Here is an 18,771-nt window from a genome sequence, read left to right as displayed (position 1 = left end):
GCGCTTAACAAATTGGCTCGATAGTCTATCGATTGATTTTCGAGCCAAATGGCAGGCAGTACATTGAATTTTTTACCTCTGAAGCATTATTATCGTTCATTATTTATTGCGCTGTTAGTGCCATTGATTGTCGCTTTTTTACTGTGCTTGCACTTATATAATATAAAGCTTGAGCGGACGGTTGAAAAACGCCAAGCTGATTTTACAAATGTTTCAGCACAGGTTACTCACGGGATGGACTCGGTGAGTAATCTACTTACCACCATGTTTAACTTATACGAGCAAGCGACTTATCCCAAAATAAACCAAGATTTGCTCGAAGGCATAAATCAATATGATGGTTACTATTATCGTCATTTTATTGATCAAAGTACGGAAATTGTAGGTAAAGGTGAGTTTGCGTTATCAGCTAAGGCATTAATGCAGTGGCAGCAGGCTATTACATTAGGGCCTTCGTTTAATACAACGCTTGCGTTGATGCAGTCGTTATCTGCTGTAGCGTATGTTGATGATAATGGTTTTGCTTATGTAAGCAGGCACAACAAAAGCCAAAGTTTAATGCTTACTGAAATTCTAAATGGAAAATTTAAGCCAAAATTTTCGCAAAACAAACTTACTTCAAGTCCTATTGTTAAAGTGAATGACAATTCGTATTTTGCTATTGGTCGACAACGAAGCACAGGCTCAGCCGAGTACATTATTTTAATTTATGATGTTCAAGCAATTTCTGGATGGTTAAAAAAGGTGTCACCAAACAGTGGTGAATACGTTTTTATGAACCAATCGCATCAAATTATCGCCAGCTCTAAACAGATAATAGAGCAAGCAACTGCGTTAAAAAATTATTGGCCAGACTTGGCCGATCATCAGAGTCAAAAAACAGTATTAACTAGTGATAGTAATTACTTTATGCAGCCTATGGATGAGTTACCTATTCACGCAGCATTTTACGAGCACAAACCCCAATTAATAAGCTCAATTAAGTATGAGATATTACTAGAGTTTACATTTTTAACGCTATTTTTAAGTATTATGTTTGGCGTGTTTTTTTGGTTAAGTCAGCGTATTTTTATAAAGCCGATGACTCACTTAATGTCATACCTTGAGAGTAACGGTACACAACCCCAAGAGCAGCTAAATTACAAAGTACCATTGAGCTGGCAACCTTGGTTTTCTAAAGTGAAGCGTGTATTTACTAAAAACAAACAGTTAGTTGATTCATTACAAAGTGCAAATAAAGCTCTGGACGACCAAGTTCAGCTGCAATCAGAAAAACTAAGCCGCAGTTACGAAGCGAAAGAGCGCCACTTAGCTTTACTCAACACTATGCTAAACAGTGTGCCAGATCTTATTTACTTTAAAAACATTGATGGATCATTCTTAGGATGCAATAAAGCATTTGAGGCGTATATCGGTAAAGATCAAACTGCATTAGTTGGTAAATATGTGGATGATTTAGGTGACAATGATCAGCAAATAAATGCGCTTGAAAAACAAGTATTACAAAATAGAAATAGTGTTGAACAGCGAATAGAAACCGATACAAAATCGTATCAACTTACTATTGCACCTTTTTATAACGAGCACCAACACCTGTTAGGAACCATGGGTATTGGCCGCGATATTACCGAGCAGCAACAAACATTATTGGCCTTAAAATCATCTGAATCTAAATTTAGAAGTGCAATTGAATTTGCGGCTAACTGCGTGGTTTTACTCTCGCTTGAACACACAATATTACAAGTTAATAAAGCAGCAAGAAAGCAGTTTTCTGATCAGCCAGTACTAGTTGGGGAGCAGTTGAAAGCATTATTTGATGACTCCCAATGGCAGCAAATAAAAAGCACATTAGCGCAATTGCTAGATGACAAAAAACGCGTATACCATTTAACGCTTGCTCAAGGGGGTTTAACAAGCTGGTTGCAACTAAGTGTATCGCTTGTCTGGGATGAAAACCGCGATCCAGCTTATTATGTTATACACATTCAGGATGTAAGTGCCTTAACTAAATCAAAACTAGATGCTGAACGAGCAACCTTAGCTAAAAGCCGCTTTATAGCCAATTTAAGTCATGAAATACGTACCCCTTTGAACGCTGTTTTAGGGTTGCTTGATATGTTAATTGAGCAAGGCTTAACGCAAAAGCAATTACAACAAACGGATCAAGCTAAGCATGCAGCACAAAGCTTGTTATTAATGCTTAATAGAATGCTTGATTTTGCACGTATTGAAGGTTCGCAAACCGATTTAAAACAAGCATCTTTTAGCATGGTTGAGCTGGTAGATATTTGTGAAAGCTTAACGGCTCCATTGTGCGAAGGAAAAGGTATTGAGTTTTTTATTGATATTGACCCGCTAATAGCACCTGATTTGATATGCGACAGTATACGTTTGCAGCAAATATTAGGTAACTTATTAACTAATGCCGTTAAGTTTACAAAAACAGGTTCCATTACTTTAAAAATGGAACTTATTGAAAGCGATAGCCTAGAGCAACAGCATATTTGCTTTAAAGTAATTGATACTGGCATGGGTATAGATGAAGCCGATCAAAGTCGCTTATTCGACGCTTTTACTCAAGGTGATGAATCTTCAACCCGCATACACCAAGGGGTTGGGCTAGGTTTAGCTATTGTTAAACATGCAGTATCGTTAATGGGTGGGGAGATTGCTTTAAAGAGTAAAAAAGGCCACGGCAGCGAATTTTATTTCAGTATTAGCTTTTTAGTTGATACCACTAAAAACACAGTGTTACCGACTAATACATTGGCTATTTTATCTGATCAAAGTAAAGAGCTTAAGCAGGTGACAAATGCATATAACGAACTTGCTAATATTAATTTAGATGAAGTACTAAAATACCCAATTAAGCTCTCTAATACTCAAAAAATAATAATTGATGCAGCTGACTTACCTGCACTTTTAAATGTTGAAGCGATTAATGATTCGTTATCAGCTAAAGAAACATCGGTAATTATTATTAATCATCAGCACACACTTAATTTACCGACAAGCGAGCACTTAGCTGCGCATCACGTTAAAGCATCGGCATTAGGGCAAAGGCTATTTAGTTTGAACTCTCAGCAAAAGCCTATAGTTAATACAAGTGCCGCAGTTCACAGTGCAACTGAAAGTAAAGCTGATATATCGGGTCTACTTGTATTAGCAATTGATGATAATCAGCTTAACTTAGAAATAATTAGCAGTGTTCTGCGCCAAGCAAACGTAAATGTTGTTACGGCTTTAAGCGCATCAATTGGTATGGAATTATTGCAAGTTTTAAAGCCTGACTTAATATTGATGGATGTGCAAATGCCGAAAATAGATGGCTGTCAAGCAACCGCTTTGATTCGTCAACAGTTTGACGCAAAGCAACTGCCTATTTTTGCTTTAACGGCTCATTGCGAGCCTGCTGATGTAGAGCGTTCTTTAAAGTGCGGCATGAATAAACATTTAACTAAACCGGTTGTTGCTAAAGTACTTATTGATGCAATTGCTGATTTAAACTTAGTTAAACCAAGTTTTTTTGAAAAATCATTTGCTTTAACGCAGTTTAGTATGGATGAAAAACTACTTAATACGATGATTGATAAGTTTGCTAGCTTGTGTGAAACCCAGCTATCGCAACTAGAAGAAACAACCAATAAGGATGATTTGGTACGTTTAGTGCGTAGTATCAAGGGTGTAGCAGGTAATTTAGGTTTTAGACGATTATCACATTGTGCTTTATTGTGTGAAAGAACGCTTAAAACAACTAATAAGCCTATTGAAATAACACTACAAGAGCTTATCATACAGCTAGAACAGGTAATTGTTTTTATAAAAGGGCTAGGGGTTAGGGATGTCGAAAAGAGCTAAAGTACTTATTGTGGATGATGATCCAATCAACAGATTAGTACTTGAAAAAACACTTAAAGCAGAACACGACGTGTTCTTGGTTGAAAGTGGTGAAAAAGCACTGACCTTTGTAAAAACAGCGCAAGTTGATTTAATAATCCTTGATGTAATTATGCCTGGAATTGACGGCTATCAAGTACTTGTGGAGCTTAAAGAAAACCCAATAACTCAGTCTATTCCTATTATATTTATATCAGCCAATCGTAGCCATGATGATGAAGCAAAGGGCTTAGAGCTCGGTGCAATGGACTACATAACCAAGCCATTTAGTCCTTCTATTGTTCGCGTTAGAGTGCGCAACCAACTCCTCATAAAGCAAAAAAATGATTTGCTAGAAATGCTAGCTTCGATAGATGGCTTAACTGAAATACCAAATAGACGCTACCTTGATGAAAACTTATCTCGAGAATGGCGCCGCAGCAAGCGAAGTGGAACACCGCTATCGGTGTTACTTATGGATATAGACCACTTTAAACGTTACAACGATTGCTACGGACACCGTGCTGGCGATGAGTGTTTAAAGAATGTTGCGCAAGCACTTGCGGCTCAATGTGAACGTGGCAGTGACTTTATTGCTCGTTATGGCGGAGAAGAATTTGCTGCTGTGCTACCAGGAATTGATAAGCATGAAGCTATGGAGTTTGCTAATAAATTACGCAATGCTGTAAATGCTTTGAATATAGAACATAAAGCTTCATTAAATGCAGACCACATCACTATAAGTATAGGTATTGCCACTACACAAAGTGGTAAAGTATATGCTGAGCAAGCATTATTAGAAGAGGCCGATTTAGGCTTATATGCCGCTAAAGATGCAGGGCGAGATAGAATAGTCGCACGCTAAAAACTTAATATACAAAAAACGCCAATATTCATATATTGGCGTTTTTGTATCAAACATTTTTTATTGGTTACTGCGTGATCATACCTAAAGCGGTGTCACCAATGCCCACTAACTTATCATTTTTAAATACTAGTGGCGTACATTCATCTTTTGTTGTTTTTGAATCTGAATGCTTGCTATGCGTTACATAAAAAAGTACTTGGTATACATCGTCATCTTTTTTTAATAGCTCAGTGAAATTAGGCGTTTTTAATTGCGTTAAAACAGACTGGTAGCTGCTATCCATTTTTAGCTCTGATATCACTTCACGATTATTTTTATGCTGTGCTTGCCAGCTTGATGAGTTTTCCCTGCCCAATGAGTCTCAGCTTCGCCATCTGACACGGCAATAACACAGCCTGTTAAAAATGGAGCGATTAAAGCGGCTGCTAAAAGTGATTTTTTCATTTTTATTTACCTTAATAAGATTTTTAATTGGTTATTAACTGTATTAAAGCAAAGAGTAGACCATATTGATAAGTTGTTATGAATCAGTTTGTTAAGTGAGTTAAGCTGTTTTTATCTAATAAAATATTAAATATATTAGTAAAAACAGCCATTTTTTAGCTTATTTGATTACTACAATAAAATGGCTAAACCAAGCGGTTGCGTGATTCACCTTTAGTAAATGCAGCAATATTTAAACTTACTTCATTAATTAGACGCACAATAGATTCAGTACTTGCCCATGCAATATGTGGAGTAAGCAATAAGTTATTGCCTGTGTAACTAGCAAGTGGGTTTGAAGCTTCAGCAGGTTCTTTAGTGAGTACATCAACGCCCGCACCGGCAATTAGGTTTTGCTCAAGCGCTGTTGCTAAGTCGGCTTCGTTAATAATACCACCACGTGCCGTATTAATAATTATAGCGCTTGGCTTCATCATTTTAAGCTCATTAAGTGCAATTAAATCACGTGTTTCATCTGTAAGCGGGCAGTGTATGCTGATTATATCGGCTGTTTTAATGACATCTTCAAAAGGCGTACGACCATCACGACATTTAACCCCTTTACGCTCTGCAACAATGACATTAGCGCCAAATGCCTCAGCCACTTTAGCAACGCCTTTGCCTAGTGTACCGCCGCCTATAATGGCAAATGTTTTACCCTGTAAGTCGTTAAAGCTGTAATCAAGAATACAAAACATTTCACTTTTTTGCCACGCGCCCTGCTGGCAATCTGCCTGATAGCGGTGGGTGTTACCCAGTAAGTTAGTAATTAAAGAAAATGTATGTTGAACAACAGAAGGTGTTGAGTAGCCAGCTACATTAGTGACGGCAATACCAAATTCTTTAGCGGCTTCTAAATCAACATTATTAGTACCGGTTGCACTTACGCAAATTAATTTCAGCTGTGTTAGCTGACTAATCGTATCGCGACTCAAAACTGCTTTATTAGTGATTAATACATCAGCGCCTTGGCAATGCTCAATAACTTGCTCTGGGCTGGTAAGTTCATAAGTCGTTAATTTACCAAGTTGTTCTATACACGAAAGAGATGTTTTAGCTAACGTTGCGTTATCAAGAATAGTAATGTTCATTATGAGCCCTAAAATAAGTGGATCTGAAAGAGTTAAAATCGTAAAAAAGAGGCTTACGATCCATCAAAAATCTAAAATATGGGCTTAAGGTACTACGAAAGAAAGGCTTTGTTAATGGTATTACTACCAAATGATTAGAGGGCTATGTAGTAGTGGTCTGCCCACTAGCAGATTGAGAACATGGTATTTTGCTAGACTGATCAGTTTTATTGCACTAATAAGCAAGCCTATGGTCATAGAAGGTAATTAAACTCGGCATTAAAGCAAGTTGCTAAAAATAAAAATCGCTTTTTTGGTTATTTCGCATTTTAGATTGGCTGAGTTATAATCGGATATAGACATAAACGGTGCGCTTTAGCGTGCCGTTTTTTAACATTGTAGATGTAGTAATGAGTGAATTAGAAGATAAATACGCAGATATACGCCCATACAACGACGACGAAGTTGCGGCGTCGCTTACACGTTTGATTAACGATGATGCGTTTATTGATGTAATAGCAAAGTATAATTTACCGCGCTTTTTATCGGCAGTGCCTTTTATTGCGCGTCCAATGGTAAGAAGTCAGTTACGCAAAAAATGGGGCAAAGTAAGCACCGTTGAAGATGTGCAAAATGAAGTGGCGCAATACTTAGATAAACTAGTGAAGCGCACCACATCAAAAGTTACCTTTTCTGGGCTAGATCAGTTAGACGCTAATCAGGCTTATTTATTTATTTCAAACCACAGAGACATAGTGCTTGATCCTGCATTAGTTAATTGGGGTTTATATCAGCATAAAATGAAAACAGTGCGTATTGCTATTGGCGATAATTTATTGCAAATACCTTACATTACGGAGCTTATGCGTTTAAATAAAAGTTTTATTGTTAAGCGCTCTGCTAAAGCACCAAAAGAAATGTTAAAAGCATTAACCCAGTTATCGTCATATATCTATGACTCTTTAATCGGTGGAAATTCTATTTGGATTGCACAAAAAGAAGGGCGTGCAAAAGACGGTTTTGATCAAACAGATCCTGCCCTTTTAAAAATGTTGCAATTAAATGGACGTAAACAAAAGAAAGAATTTGGCGATTATATTAAAGAGTTAAAAATAGTGCCTGTTTCTATTTCTTATCAATATGAACCGTGTGCAATTGCTAAGGCTAAAGAGCTTTATCATAAACAGCATCATGGTGAATATATTAAGTCAGCGGGTGAAGATATTGCCAGTATTGTTGAAGGTTTTAGTTCAGCTAAAGGGCATGTGCATTTAGCATTTGGACAGCCAATCGAATCTAAATGTGATAGTGCTGAAGAGCTTGCTAAAACAATTGATAGGCAAATTGTAGATTCGTTTTATTTGCACCCAGGTAATTACATTGCTGGTGGCTGTAAAGAGGCGGTAATAGACTCTCCAGATACAGCGACGTTTGAGAAGCGTTTAGCTTGTGTACCAGAAGAGTTAAAACCGTTAGTGCTGGCCATGTACGCTAAGCCATTTCACCGTAAAACAGAGATAAATACCAATAGCTGTGAGTATTAATAATCCCAGCTCAACAAAACTAAGCAGCAATTAAATTGCTGCTTTTTTTTTGCTCAAAAATAACGCTATACTAATACCTCCTCTTCAACTGGGCGGTACATATACATGCAACAAATTGAAATATTTGATATTCCAAGTCCTTGCAAAAGTATTTGCTTAGTTAATAACAGAGGGTATTGCAAAGGGTGTTATCGTAGTCGGGATGAACGCTTTTCGTGGAATACCTTATCGAATGACCAAAAAAAGAAGGTGCTTAGTTTGTGCCAGCAGCGCTACAAGCGCTATCTACAAAAAAAACAGCAAAATGCAGTGCCAAGCACGCAGGCGCAGCAGCAAGGGTTCGACTTTTAAAAGCTCAATCCATATTTGGCTCTTAGTGCGTACACAGTGCCATTGTTAGTTATGTTAATTAATGACATTTTAAGCTTTTCTACTAAGTTTTCATTACGTTTATTTAAATAATGATAAAGCGGATAAGTACTCAATACTTCTTTTACAAAGCAGCCTTGAGGTGACGGGAGTTCATTGTTTTGCATTATAAAGTTAATCATTAAAGCTCCTTGTACTTTTTTCTGAGCAAGCAAATTAAGTTGGGTATTCATGCTTTTAACTTTAATAATATTCCCTGCAAACTGTGTGCTTGCTAAATAATGTTCTTGCACAGGGTAGCCATCAACAATTGCGACGCTATCGAGCTGTTCTAAACTGTTAGGTAAACAGTTTTTATATAATACTAAGTCAAACTTAAATAGCTCATAATCGACTCTAATTAAGTTTTCGTAATTTTTTTCAATGCTTGCGTCTCTCCCTAACTGCCCATCAAGTACGCCATTATTTGCAGCGAGCAAAGCATTTTGGTGACTAAAATCGATTATATGTATTTTAAAACCGATACCTGCGTATGCTAACTTTAATAGCTCTAAGGCATAATCAGCTTGAGGTGTACTTTGCGGACGATTAAAAGTGAGGTTGTATTGATGACTAAAACAAGAGGCACTAAAAAATAAATTTACCAATAATAACAAGATACTAAAATGTCTATTCATTATCAGTTCCAATTACTACAGAAATAAATAAAATAAGACGCGTATAATAACAAGGAGATTACCTCTTGCCCAGTTTAGAGGGGGAATCAAATAATCTTAAAAGCGAATGAGGAAGTATTGTGAGTTTTAATTTATGCCTATTACCACGTGAAGAAAAATATCAAATTCAGTTAGATTATGAAGCGTCTTTTTGGGCGTATCAAATTAAGCGTAATAAAAAAACGAGAGAGCAAGTTTACAACACAATCCACAGCCGCCCAGTGGCAGAGCAAATGGTTTTGAAACAAAAATTTGAACAGTATTTAGCGCTAATGCTTAGCTAAATATCGATATAAAAATGTATAAAGTTGAAGTGTTAAATGAACTAAAAACCCCACTTGTGAATAAATTTTACAAAAAGCACAGCGTAAGAGGGCGTGCTAATAAACAAGATAAGGTATGGGTAACTTACTATAATAATGAAATAGTGGCAGCATGTAGGTTACAAGATAAAATAGAGTTTTTATTTTTATCTACCATGTTTGTTGCGCTGGAACATCGCGGTAAAGGGATTGCAAAACAATTGCTTTCAACACTCTTAAAGTCGCAAAATAGAGAGATAAAGACCTTCGCATATGAAAACGTAGCTGATTTATATCGCGCTATTGGTTTTAACCAGGTGTTAACATATACTCTTGCTTTACAAGTACTTTTTGATACTTACAAACATCGAAATATAGTCGCTCTAGAGTACCCATAATAATAAATAATAATATGGAATAAGCATGAGTAAATGCGTTAATGGGATAATTAGTTGCTTTGTAGTTTTAATAACTATTCTAAGTTGCCAAGTAGAGGCACAAGTAAAACGTTTATCTCCAAGCGAAGGTTTATCACAAAGCTACGTTAATACTATGCTTATAGACACTAACGGTTACCTGTGGCTTTCGACTGAGGCCGGGCTCAATCGTTATGATGGCTATCAAGTTATTCCAATAAACGGCCCTAATGGTGAGTTAGAAGAGGCGATCATCGATCGTATTTACCAAGACCCTCAAGGGCATATTTGGATAGCCTCTTTACTTGCAGGCCTATTTAGATACGACCCCGTAACAGATTCATATCAGCAATTTCTAGAAAAACCAACCAGTGAAGAAGAGATTATCAATCAGTCTGTTTTTAGTATGGTGGCCGTTGATAAAAAAACGCTTTGGATTGGGCGAGGTCGCGATTGTGCAAAGCTTGATATCGCAACCGGAAAAATAACAACTATTTTTGAGCTGCCTGCTAAATATAAAAATACTCTTGTGAGAAAGCTGTTTGCTTACAATGGTTATATATTTATAGGTACAAGCCATGGCGCATACGTATTTGATATTGCCACAGAGCAAGTTAGACCTCTACAGCACTTAAAAGGTGAAGCTGAACATATTTACCAAAATAATGTTAAGTCGTTCGCATTAGGTGAAAATAAACAGTTGTTAGTAGGGGCGGTACAAGGCTTATACGAAGTTGATATTAGTAACTTATCAAAAATGTTTGAACGCCCAGATTTACCTTTTAAAAGTAAAGTATTACTAAGTGACTTAAATGTTTGGAGCATAGTAAACGAACACGGAACAATAGATTTAGCTACCGACAAAGGCTTGTTTAAATTTGATTTAAACACAAAAGAGATGATTAAAAATACTCGAATAGCCCAAAGTAAGTACACACTTGCCGATACCAGTATTATTGATATGGCTAAAGATAAATCGGGTGGTACATGGGTTGCGACTAAGACTGATGGAGCGTTTTACTTATCTCACGACAGCTATCATTTTAATAATGTCGATGGCACTTTGCTCGGGGGGGATGGTTTATCACATCACTCTATCTGGGGGATTACCGAATATAAAGATAAGCTTTGGCTTGCAACGCATAACGGTATTACCGAGGTTGATTTAAAAACAAATATTGGTAAAGCTTATTTAAAAGACTACAAAGTCGACTTACTCAACACTGAGTTTACCGTATATGAAATAACGCCCTATAAAGATAATTTATGGCTTTATACAAACCGTGGTTTATTTATTTTTGACCCTGTAACGCATCAAGTTAGCGAACCTAAAGTGCATAACCCTGCTGATCAAGAGTTGATTACTGGTAGAGTGCATGGCGTTACACTAATGCCAAATGGAGATCTATACTTTGTGCACTCAGATCATGGGGTATTTACATACAATATAGATTCTCAAGTAATAACGCGTCTGGGTGGCCAGTTCGACCAATTTGAACCCTTTTTAGCTCATGGCTTTTTACCCGCGTTGAGCAATAAGCCAGACTCGCCACTATTTTTTAATGCTGGAATTTTATATCAAGTAAACCCAAGTGATTTAGCACTTAAAATGATTTACAAAGTGCCAAAGCAGCACGAAAACGTAGCCATTAGCGTGCTTTCTTATTTAATTGATAACAACAATATATTGTGGATATCACTTTCTAATTTTGGCTTGATAGGCCTTGACGCATCTACTTATCAATTAGTACATACAATCGATTTAGAGAAGAATAAATTAGGCACATTGCTTTACGATATGGTGCTAGATGATGATGGCATGATCTGGATGAGTAGCCATAAAGGCATTTGGCGATTAAACCCAGAAACACTTCATTTTCAACAATTTTCTACGTCAGAAGGGCTACTCTCTGCTGAGTTTAATAGTAACGCCATGGCACAGCTTAAAGATGGCCATATTGCGTATGGTAGCTTAAAAGGTTTTACTTATTTTCACCCAATGGAAAACCAAAATTACCAGTCACTTATTGATCACGTAAATATTACGCGAGTTGATTTAATGTCACGAGATCTATCGCTTGATTTAAAACAGCCGCTCAACGAAGTTGTGTTAAATCATGATGATATTGGGCTTGAAGTGGCATTTTCTGCCATGGCATTTAGTAATCAAGAACGCATTATTTATGAGTATCAACTCGATAACGGACAAAAAAGTTATACTCGAAATAACAACCGCGTATTGTTTCCAAAATTGAATCCAGGTAATTACCAATTAAAAGTTTGGGCTAAAGACCCCCTGACTGGCGAATATACCTCGCCTGCTATTTTAAAAATAAAAGTAAAGTATCCGCTTTGGCGTGCACCTTATTTTATGGTGCTTTACGCCATGCTGTTTATTGGTTTTGTTGCTATGTGGGTTATGCGCCGTAATAAAATTCAGCGTATTTTATTGGCAGCAAATAAAGAAAGTAAAGAAAGCGAAGCTCGTCTAAAGCTAGCGCTTGAAGGCAGCGAATCGGGTGTTTGGGATTGGGAATCAAGCAATCCAAGTATTTACCAACCTCGCTTAGCGAGTGAGTTAGGCTACGAAAATGAAACCGTGAGCCTTGATGAATATTTATCTAAAATTCATCCGCAAGATAAACAATTATTTCGCTTAGAGTGGCTTGAGTTTTTATCTACCGATAAAGGCTACTTTAATTGTACATACCGCCTGCGCCATGCAAAAGGCTATTGGCGCTGGTATAAGGATTTTGGAAAAGTCGTTGAGTGGGATGATAAAACACCACAAAAAGTAGCGGGTACTTATACAAATATGACCCGTGAGATGGTGTTTGAAGAACACGCTTTACTATTTACGGCAGCATTTGAGCAAACACGTGATTGGGTGTTTATACTCGATAAAAACTTAAATATTCGGGCTTCTAATAAATCACTGCAAACCGCCTTTAACTTCTCCGCTGAGTCGTTATCTAGCCGGACTTTAAATTTAGGTATATCGCGCAGCAATCGTTTTGATTATTTACGCATTATGCAAAAGCTATCTGTTGGGGAGCATTTTTCGTGCGAAGACAGTGTGGTTTTAGCTAATGGTGAATCGCGTCATGTACTTGTGAAAATAAGTGCAGTGGCCGATAACGAGCAGCGCCTTAATAGTTATGTCATTATTTTAACCGATATAAACGCACAAAAATCAGCTGAAAACGAGCTGCACCTATTGGCCAACTATGATGCCTTAACTGGCCTGCCAAATCGTACGTTATTTAATGATCGCGTAGAGCACGCCCTTGAGCAAGCAAAATTGCATGAATGCAAAGCGGCCCTATTGCATATAAACATAAAGCGTTTTAAATACTTTAATGATTCTTTAGGGCACGAAGCGGCTGATGAGCTAATTAAAGAAGTTGCTGAGCGCTTAAAGTGCTCTTTGCGACCATCGGATAGTGTTGCGCGATTTGGTGGCGATGAGTTTGTTGTGTTAGTAGAAGATATTCATCAGATAGAGCAAGTACTTATAATATGTACTAAGTTGATGGATTGCGTGAATCAAAATATTGCGATTAATGGTCAAGTTGTAAACGTTAATTTAAGTATTGGTGTGTCGATATCGCCAGATGACGCAGAGCAAGGCCCTGCTCTTTTAAAAGCTGCGAGCATAGCGTTATATCATGCAAAAGACTCTTTAGAAGGGCGCTACCAGTTTTATAAGCAAGAGATGAACCAGCATGTTCAAAGAGCGCTGCATCTTGAATCTCAGCTTACTAGAGCGTATCGAGAAGAAGAGTTTTGTAATTACTATCAGCCTATTATTAATGCTAAGAGCCAAAAAACAGAAGGCTTTGAAGTGCTGCTGCGTTGGCCCGAAAATAAACTAGTACAAACTCAAGAGTTTTCGATGGCAGCAGAAGGTATCGGCTTAATTACAAAAATTATGCTGCAGACCTTTGCGCGCGCTTTACTAGAGCTAAAAGAGTGGCGAAAAGCCTCACCTAACCTGTATTTATCTATTAACTTATCAGCACTAGATTTTGAGTTTAAAGAACTCGTACCTGAAATTAAAAAAGCGTTAAGTAAAGCGGGTGTATCGTCTGAGGCTATTGTTTTTGAAATAACCGAGTCAATATTAATGCGTGATTCAAAAGAAGCGCTGCACAGCATGGAACAACTTAAAAAGTTGGGTTGTAGATTGTACATGGATGATTTTGGTACAGGTTACGCATCGCTTACCTATTTAAAACGTTTTCCTATTGATGTACTCAAAATAGATAGAAGCTTTGTACAAGACATAGGCATAGACTCTGATGATGAGGCCATTATCCAATCAACACTCGCGCTTGCAGATAGTTTAGGTAAAGAATGTGTAGCTGAAGGCGTAGAAAGCTCGCACCAACTCGCCTTTTTAAAGGCGCGAGGATGCATGCATTTTCAAGGGTACTTATTTAGTAAACCGGTACCTAATACCGAAGTACTACCGCTTATTAATCGCAATTGGAGTGATATATTTAATTAATAATAGCAGTACTTATTTAAGGCCTTTTACCGCAGTGCCTGCAAAACAAATGGCTATTATGCTCATTCAACTGCGTTTTAATGGCCTTATTAGCTTCTAGTTTACTCAAGCCTAATTTATAGCGTAGTTCTTCTAGGTGTTCTTGTTGAGTATCATTAAGAGTGCCATCTTGAATTGACTCATGTACGGCATCTTCAAAAAATTGGCGGCGTTTACGTATTTGTTCTGAAAAACTAGACGCCAGTAAACCGGTAGGTATTGCAACCATTCCCATGCTCAGTAGTGTGATAACGCCACCGAAAAACTTACCCAATGGCGTTATAGGTACTACATCGCCATAACCAACGGTTGTTAGTGTTGCCATTGCCCACCACATAGCCGCAGGAATAGAGCCAAATTTATCGGGTTGTATGTCGTGCTCAATTAAGTAAATTCCGCATGAAGCTAAAATAAGCACGACGGCCATAATAAAAAATGCCGCTAGGAGTGAGCTACCTTCATCCATAAATGCTTGTAACAATAACTGCATTGCACGGGAGTAACGAGTAAGTTTAAAGACGCGCAATAACCTAAGTACGCGTAAAAAACGTAAATCGAGCGGGAATAAAAACATCATTAAGCTAGGTAAAATAGCAATTAAATCAATAAGTGCCAGTGGCGATAAAAAATATTTTAATCTGCGTTTACTGTTCGAGCCTTCCATTGCTACATATTGTGTTTTATCTATACAGGCCCAAAGTCTGGCTAAGTATTCAACAGCAAAAATAGCGACAGAGACAATTTCTAAAACTAAAAATTCGTCATAATATTTAAGCGCCACACTGGGAATAGACTCAATAACAATGGCTATAACGTTAGCCATAATTAAGCTAATAAGCATAATATCCAAAATATGCCCAGCACGGTGATACTCTCCTGTGCCTTCAAATAGGCAAGCCATTTTTTGTCTTAAAGTTTGCGGATTATTCATTATTTAAGTTTAAGCACCATATTAATACTGCCTTCTTCAAAGTCGCGACTAATTTTAAAACCTAACTTACGGGCAAGCTCAATCATACCTGTGTTTTCTGGCAGAGTAATACCTTCAACCGACTCTACACCTTGGCGTTTGCAGTGGTTAATTGCTGCGCTCATTAGTATGCGACCAAGTCCCAAGCCTTGGCAGTCTGATCGCACTACAATGGCAAACTCAGCATGTAAGTTATCGGGGTCCATAATAACGCGAGACACACCCAGTGTTCGGGTTTTACCTTCAAAGCGTTGGCAAACAATAAACGCCATTTCGCGGTCATAATCAATTTGCGTCATTTTAGCGAGTTGGTCGTGGTTAAATTGTGGTAGTTCGCCAAAAAAGCGTTTATATCTGTCCTCTTTATTAAGTGACTCGTCAAATGCTTTATGGGCTTGTTCATCTTCTGGCTTTATCGGTCTGAGCGTAGCTTGGGTGTTGTTTTTAAGCGTTACCACTTCAACAAGTTCAATAGGGTAGGGACGAATAGATAAGCGCTTACGATTGATCTGAGTTTGATAGCGGCTAAGTGTCATGGTGGCATCGAGCACTAAAAATTGACCATTACTGGCAAGTATAGGGTTTAGTTCCATTGAGCTTATGTCAGGTTGATCAATAACTAACTGAGAAATACGCGTTAGCAGTGCACACAAACGATACTTATCAACTTTTTCGGGGAGTATGCGCTCCTTTAATACGCCTTTATCGTGCGCTGCGGCAATTAAATATTTTGCTAAGTTCATATTCAGAGGAGGCAGAGCAACGGCGGCTTGCGCATATTCAAGGCCGGTGCCTGCTTCACCTAGTAATATAACAGGGCCAAAATTAGGCTCGGTTTTAATAGCAATTCGCAGCTCATTAGCGCCTGCTCGCGGCGCCATTTTTTGTAATGAAAACCCTTCAATAACAGCATCCGGATAAGTGTTTTTAATACGGATAAGCATCGCAAAAGCAGTTTGTTCAACTTCGTTGGCGTCGTTTAAATTAAGCACCACACCACCTACCTCAGACTTTGAAGCAATACTTGGGCTAATAAGTTTTAACGCGACTGGAAAACCAAGCTCTATGGCTTGCTCTTTGGCTTCTGTTGGGGTGTAAGCGACCTCAGTTTGAATGCATTTAATACCATAGTGGTTCAATACTTGGCTTGCTTGATGAGTAGGTAAGTAGCTTTGTCCATCATCTAAAAACTCATTAATAAGGGTTCTAGCTGCCACCTTATTTATTTTAGCGTCATCAGTGTTCGACTCGGGTGTTTGCGTTAAATGCTTTTGGTTACGACGATACGTTACCAAGTGCATAAACGCGCCTACAGCACCCTCTGGTGTTCTATAAGTGGGTATTGCGTTGTTTGAGCACACTTTTCTGGCAGCGTAAGATGCGTCCTCACCCATAAAGTTAGTTATAACGTAAGGGCGCGCCATTTTAGGTAATGTTTGTAAGGTTTCTACAATAATGTTGGCGTAGTCTTCGCTGGGCGCAAGCGCTGAGGGAGTATGGATAATCAGTAAGTTTTTAACTTCTTTTGCGTGCAGTAAAATTTCTAATGCTTGCTTATAACGCGCAGGTGCTGAGTCGCCAAAAATATCCACAGGGTTTGAGGTGGTTTCTGATTGCGGAATGACTTTATTTAGCGCATTTCGGGTTTCAATGCTTAGTTCTGCTAATTTACCGGAGCTTTGAATTAGCTCATCAACAGCCATAACACCCGGGCCGCCACCATTAGTTAAAATTGTCAGTTGTTCTACTTTTAATAATTTTGGATGCATGGCGAGTGTTTGTGTCGCTGCAAATAGCTCTCGTAAATCATTTACACGCAGCATACCCGCTCGTTGAAATAACGCATCGTAAACAGCGTCAGAGCTTTGCTTTCCACCGGTGTGAATTTCGGCTGCAAGTGCGCCCGCAGTTGTTTTACCTGTTTTAATCGCAATTACAGGTTTACTAAAGGCCGCGGCTCTTGCTGCTGATATAAAGCCACGAATATCTTCAATGTTATCTATGTAGAGTAAAATAGCTTTTGTTTTAGCATCACGACCTAAAAAGTCGAGTAGCTCATTGAAGTTTATATCAAGGCAATCGCCTACTGATACAAAATATGAAAAGCCAATTTCTTTGTTTTTAGCCCAATCTAAAATGGTTGAGCATACTGCTGCTGATTGCGATACAAATGCTATTTTACCTGGGCTTGCCACGGTATGTGAAAAGCTCGCATTTAACCCAATATGAGGGATCAGCAAGCCTAAACAGTTGGGTCCAAGCAAAGTAACTTGCTTGGCTTGAGCGCATGCTTTAAGCGCGCTTTTTTGCTCCCCAGACAGCCCATCGGCAATAACAATAGCGGTTTTACAGCCAAGCTCTCCAAGCTGCTCAATAATATCAATTAAGGTGTTTTTGTTAGTACAAATAACAGCAAGGTCGGGTACTTTTGGTAAGTCAGCAATAGAAGGGTAAGCAAGTACGCCATGTACTGCGCTATGGCTTGGAGTAACAGGCATTATCGGCCCTTTAAAGCCACCTTGAAGTAAGTTGCGCATAACCACAAAACCAGCCCGAGTTGATATGTTAGAGGCGCCAATAACGGCCACTGAGCTTGGGTTAAAAAATTGGGTTATACGCTTAAGGCTCATGGTTTTTCCTAGGCTGATTAAATTTTGCGTTATTTATAGTTTCAATGTACCCTGTTTACTGTGTTATTTCGAGCGTCTCGATGCTTATTATTGATATCAATCAAGGAGATTATTGTGAATAAAAACCCCGGTTTTTACATTGTTATAGCGGCTATTTGTTTAAGTATAGGCTTAATTAGCTTAGGGTTTATTTTAAAAAGTACCGCTTTGAGTGTGAAAGGGATGGAACGTACTGTGCAGGTTAAGGGATTGGCCGAGCGAGAAGTAATAGCCGATACGGTAATTTGGCCTCTGCAATTTAGTGATGCCGACAATAACCTTGAAAAATTAGTAAGCCGAGTTGAGAAAAAAAATGATGCGGTAACTGCTTTTTTAAAACTCCATGGTTTTGACAACGATGAAATAACAATAGGTAGCCAGTCAGTTATTGATAAGCAAGCACGTGAATACAGTAATGAAAATCAACAATTTAGATACATAGTGCGCTCAAATATTATTGTTTATTCTGCTGCGCCAGATAAAGTGCAAAACGCGCTGAGTAAAGTAAGCCAGCTTGCTAAACAAGATATCGCAATAGTGCAAGATAGCTACGAAACAAAAGTTGAATACATCTTTACTGGCCTCAATGATGTAAAGCCTGCGATGGTGCAAGAAGCAACTGAAAAAGCGCGTGAAGTCGCTAATAAATTTGCTAAAGACTCTAATTCAAAATTAGGCAAAATAAAAACAGCTCGCCAAGGGCAATTTAGTATCAGTAATCGAGATTCAAACACACCGCAAATAAAAAATATAAGAGTGGTAACCAGTGTTGAATATTACTTAAATGACTAGGGCCTGTTGACCTTTCAGAATTAAAATTTGTTCAATCTAGGTGCGATTTAATCGCGGCGTGAGGTTTGTAACCTAGCGGGCTAAGTAAAAACCGAGCTAAGCTTCCGCGTCCTGCTCACGCCCCTTACCTACATCCATGTCATAGGT

General features: G+C 38.2%; 12 protein-coding genes and 1 pseudogene. 8 read left to right on the top strand and 5 right to left on the bottom strand.

The features are described 5' to 3' along the window. Positions 1-48 precede the first annotated feature (48 nt). Both GQR53_RS16055 and GQR53_RS16050 read left to right on the top strand, forming a co-directional pair. The gene (locus GQR53_RS16055; protein WP_206013334.1) at positions 49-3,858 is read left to right on the top strand and encodes an ATP-binding protein; all 3,810 of its coding nucleotides are present in this window, start codon (positions 49-51) and stop codon (positions 3,856-3,858) included. Further along, positions 3,842-4,741 (top strand): diguanylate cyclase, encoded by a 900-nt coding sequence (locus tag GQR53_RS16050; RefSeq protein ID WP_024605076.1) that lies wholly within the window; start codon positions 3,842-3,844, stop codon positions 4,739-4,741. Before GQR53_RS16055 ends, GQR53_RS16050 begins: the two co-directional genes overlap by 17 nt. Before the next feature lie 67 nt (positions 4,742-4,808). Here GQR53_RS16050 and GQR53_RS16045 read toward each other — a convergent pair. Both GQR53_RS16045 and GQR53_RS16040 read right to left on the bottom strand, forming a co-directional pair. Next, positions 4,809-5,188: pseudogene (locus GQR53_RS16045) on the bottom strand (DUF3192 domain-containing protein). 185 nt (positions 5,189-5,373) lie between these two features. Continuing rightward, positions 5,374-6,318 carry a D-2-hydroxyacid dehydrogenase gene (locus tag GQR53_RS16040; RefSeq protein ID WP_165744517.1) on the bottom strand — a complete coding sequence of 315 codons (945 nt, stop codon included), beginning with the start codon at positions 6,316-6,318 and terminating at the stop codon, positions 5,374-5,376. Between the two features lie 389 nt (positions 6,319-6,707). Here GQR53_RS16040 and GQR53_RS16035 point away from each other — a divergent pair, with 389 nt between their 5' ends. Continuing rightward, on the top strand, positions 6,708-7,841 hold the full coding sequence (locus GQR53_RS16035; RefSeq protein WP_165744522.1) for a 1-acyl-sn-glycerol-3-phosphate acyltransferase: 1,134 nt from the start codon (positions 6,708-6,710) through the stop codon (positions 7,839-7,841). 105 nt (positions 7,842-7,946) lie between these two features. Next, the gene (locus GQR53_RS16030; RefSeq protein WP_008170756.1) at positions 7,947-8,192 is read left to right on the top strand and encodes a DUF1289 domain-containing protein; all 246 of its coding nucleotides are present in this window, start codon (positions 7,947-7,949) and stop codon (positions 8,190-8,192) included. On the opposite strand, the gene GQR53_RS16025 is transcribed toward GQR53_RS16030, so the two are convergent. Further along, the gene (locus tag GQR53_RS16025) at positions 8,189-8,887 is read right to left on the bottom strand and encodes a transporter substrate-binding domain-containing protein (protein WP_165744516.1); all 699 of its coding nucleotides are present in this window, start codon (positions 8,885-8,887) and stop codon (positions 8,189-8,191) included. The genes GQR53_RS16030 and GQR53_RS16025 overlap by 4 nt on opposite strands. 119 nt (positions 8,888-9,006) lie before the next feature. Between GQR53_RS16025 and GQR53_RS16020 the strand changes: the two genes are divergently transcribed. The 3 genes from GQR53_RS16020 to GQR53_RS16010 are packed head-to-tail and all read left to right on the top strand — an operon-like array spanning position 9,007 to position 14,154. Further along, positions 9,007-9,210, top strand: a complete 204-nt coding sequence (locus tag GQR53_RS16020) for a DUF3283 family protein (protein WP_024596204.1) — start codon at positions 9,007-9,009, stop codon at positions 9,208-9,210. A 14-nt stretch (positions 9,211-9,224) separates the two neighbouring features. Continuing rightward, positions 9,225-9,626 carry a GNAT family N-acetyltransferase gene (locus GQR53_RS16015; protein ID WP_165744515.1) on the top strand — a complete coding sequence of 134 codons (402 nt, stop codon included), beginning with the start codon at positions 9,225-9,227 and terminating at the stop codon, positions 9,624-9,626. A 25-nt stretch (positions 9,627-9,651) separates the two neighbouring features. Then, on the top strand, positions 9,652-14,154 hold the full coding sequence (locus GQR53_RS16010; RefSeq protein ID WP_165744514.1) for an EAL domain-containing protein: 4,503 nt from the start codon (positions 9,652-9,654) through the stop codon (positions 14,152-14,154). A gap of 16 nt (positions 14,155-14,170) precedes the next feature. On the opposite strand, the gene GQR53_RS16005 is transcribed toward GQR53_RS16010, so the two are convergent. Both GQR53_RS16005 and GQR53_RS16000 read right to left on the bottom strand, forming a co-directional pair. After that, the gene (locus GQR53_RS16005) at positions 14,171-15,124 is read right to left on the bottom strand and encodes an ion transporter (protein WP_165744513.1); all 954 of its coding nucleotides are present in this window, start codon (positions 15,122-15,124) and stop codon (positions 14,171-14,173) included. Then, positions 15,124-17,793, bottom strand: coding sequence for a bifunctional acetate--CoA ligase family protein/GNAT family N-acetyltransferase (locus GQR53_RS16000; protein WP_165744512.1), 2,670 nt, complete (start codon positions 17,791-17,793; stop codon positions 15,124-15,126). The genes GQR53_RS16005 and GQR53_RS16000 overlap by 1 nt, the downstream gene beginning before the upstream one ends. A gap of 114 nt (positions 17,794-17,907) precedes the next feature. Between GQR53_RS16000 and GQR53_RS15995 the strand changes: the two genes are divergently transcribed. Further along, complete coding sequence (locus GQR53_RS15995) at positions 17,908-18,624, top strand: SIMPL domain-containing protein (RefSeq protein ID WP_165744511.1); 717 nt, start codon at positions 17,908-17,910, stop codon at positions 18,622-18,624. Positions 18,625-18,771 lie beyond the last annotated feature (147 nt).

This window comes from Pseudoalteromonas sp. Z9A6 (assembly GCF_011378805.1).
Taxonomy (GTDB): Bacteria; Pseudomonadota; Gammaproteobacteria; order Enterobacterales; family Alteromonadaceae; genus Pseudoalteromonas; species Pseudoalteromonas distincta.
The sequence above is the reverse complement of the archived record's forward strand: the minus strand, read 5'-3'. Positions and strand labels throughout refer to the sequence as shown.

Bases quoted from the DNA above. Each gene is read 5' to 3' on its own strand.
- GQR53_RS16055 (WP_206013334.1), top strand. From the start codon at position 49: ATGGCAGGCAGTACATTGAATTTTTTACCTCTGAAGCATTATTATCGT.
- GQR53_RS16050 (WP_024605076.1), top strand. From the start codon at position 3,842: ATGTCGAAAAGAGCTAAAGTACTTATTGTGGATGATGATCCAATCAAC.
- GQR53_RS16040 (WP_165744517.1), bottom strand. From the start codon at position 6,318: ATGAACATTACTATTCTTGATAACGCAACGTTAGCTAAAACATCTCTT.
- GQR53_RS16035 (WP_165744522.1), top strand. From the start codon at position 6,708: ATGAGTGAATTAGAAGATAAATACGCAGATATACGCCCATACAACGAC.
- GQR53_RS16030 (WP_008170756.1), top strand. From the start codon at position 7,947: ATGCAACAAATTGAAATATTTGATATTCCAAGTCCTTGCAAAAGTATT.
- GQR53_RS16025 (WP_165744516.1), bottom strand. From the start codon at position 8,887: ATGAATAGACATTTTAGTATCTTGTTATTATTGGTAAATTTATTTTTT.
- GQR53_RS16015 (WP_165744515.1), top strand. From the start codon at position 9,225: ATGTATAAAGTTGAAGTGTTAAATGAACTAAAAACCCCACTTGTGAAT.
- GQR53_RS16010 (WP_165744514.1), top strand. From the start codon at position 9,652: ATGAGTAAATGCGTTAATGGGATAATTAGTTGCTTTGTAGTTTTAATA.
- GQR53_RS16005 (WP_165744513.1), bottom strand. From the start codon at position 15,124: ATGAATAATCCGCAAACTTTAAGACAAAAAATGGCTTGCCTATTTGAA.
- GQR53_RS16000 (WP_165744512.1), bottom strand. From the start codon at position 17,793: ATGAGCCTTAAGCGTATAACCCAATTTTTTAACCCAAGCTCAGTGGCC.